The organism is Moorena sp. SIO3I8 (assembly GCF_010692325.1).
Lineage (GTDB): Bacteria > Cyanobacteriota > Cyanobacteriia > Cyanobacteriales > Coleofasciculaceae > Moorena.
Map to the genome: position 1 here is coordinate 1 of NZ_JAAHHW010000312.1, position 1889 is coordinate 1889.

General features: G+C 42.0%; 1 protein-coding gene and 1 pseudogene. Both read left to right on the forward strand.

Annotation, left to right across the window (positions count from 1 at the left end; translation table 11 throughout):
• Positions 1–104: 104 nt before the first annotated feature.
• Positions 105–1292: a glycosyltransferase family 4 protein gene (locus F6K51_RS36530; protein WP_293030868.1), complete on the forward strand. Its 1188-nt coding sequence runs from the start codon at positions 105–107 to the stop codon at positions 1290–1292.
• Between the two features lie 232 nt (positions 1293–1524).
• Positions 1525–1889, forward strand: a pseudogene (locus F6K51_RS36535) (hypothetical protein); the annotation flags it as partial.

The following is a 1889-nucleotide window of genomic DNA, read 5'->3' on the forward strand; positions in this document are numbered from 1 at the left end:
CTTTCAGCTTTTGAATAAAATAAGCTGACGGCTGACGGCTGACTGCTGAATGCTTACACATTTAGTGATAAATTTTACGAATTTTATTAAGGATATCAATTTTAATGACTTCATTTTATAAAGTATTAATAATTGTCGAAAATTTACCTGTACCCTTTGACCGACGGGTATGGATGGAAGCTACTAGTTTACAGAAAGCTGGTTATCAAGTTACTACAATTTCTCCCAAAGGGAATGGGTTTGATAAAGATTATGAAGTCATGGAAGGGATTCATATTTATCGCCATCCCCTACCACCAGAAGAAAGCTCGGTTACTGGCTATCTTCGAGAATACAGCTGGGCTGTGAATTGGCAATTTCGCTTAGCTAGTCAAGTATGGCGAGAGCAAGGTTTTGACATCATCCACATTTGTAATCCTCCAGATTTAATGGTTCTAGTGGCGGGATGGTTTAAATTGTTTCGGGGCGTAAAAGTAATCTTCGATCACCACGATCTGGCTCCGGAGATGTACATCGCCAAGTATGGACGAAAAGATATCTTCTATCATGGTCTACGCTGGGCTGAGCGCTTGACTTATGCTACGGCAGACATGGTGATTTCAACTAATGAATCCCATCGCAAAGTCGCCCTTACCCGAGGGGGGAAGAAACCAGAGCAAGTAGTTGTAGTGCGCAGTGCTCCTGATCTAGAACGGTTTCGGATCATGCCCTCAAACCCGAGTTACCGCAGAGGTCGTGACTATCTGGTCGGTTATATGGGGGTTATGGGGGAACCGGAGGGCATTGACTATCTTCTGAGGGCAATACGTTACATTGTGCAGGAAAAGAAGCGCCAAGATATTCACTTCATGCTAATTGGCAGTGGCCCTGCTGCTGAAACCCTCAAGGCTTTATCTAAACAGCTTGACCTGACTGATTTTGTAGAATTCACAGGATTTCAGACCGGGGAAGCACTTTTAGAGCGGCTTTCCAGTTGCGATGTATGTGTGGAACCCTCTCCCACATCGGCTTATAACGAAAACTGCACTATGAATAAAATCTTGGAGTACATGGCTCTAGGTAAACCCATTGTTCAGTTTGACCTCCGAGAGGGAAGACACTCTGCAGGCAATGCATCTGTTTATGCTACGCCTAATGACGAGCTGGAGTTTGCTGAGAAAATTCTCGAACTTCTCAAGTCTCCTCAACTCAGAGAAAAAATGGGAGCAGAAGGTAGACGCAGGATGGACGAAATGCTGGAATGGCGTCATCAAGCGCCTAAACTTTTAGATGCTTATGGAAAAGTTTCGTGAGTTTTTTTAGGAGCAAAGGGAGCAAGGAGTAGGGAGTAGGGAGTAGGGAGTAGGGAGTAGGGAAAACATCCTGTCTAGTTCAGGTGCGACCCGTGGCGAATTTAATTCGCCAACGGAAAGCGCACCTAATAGTTATGAGAAACGCTATCTATTGCTTTAGCAAAAGTAACTATATCAGTTATAACCTAGAAAATAGATGGTCTTATAGTATCGATTTTATAAAACTATTTTTATGATATTGAATGAAAATTATTTAGTTAAAAAACTCAAACGTTTACCGGGAAAACTTAAGAGAGAGTCTTTGCGAATACCGATGCTAGATCACCTGTATTATGGTGACTATATAAAAAGACTAGAAAATCATGCTAACTCCCTACCTGCCCTAGAGCCAGTAGATTTACCATTGTTGAATTCTCTCTTCAAACAAGGAACGGTTGTTACTTCTTTAGAAGAGTTAGCAATTTCCTATAAGGAACTGATAGATAGTGCTGAGGATATCTTACCAAAATTACGGGCATTGCCTATACCGAAACTTGAGTCTTGTATAACCTATCGCGAAGAGCTAATTAGTTACCCACAACTTTTTAAGTGGGGACT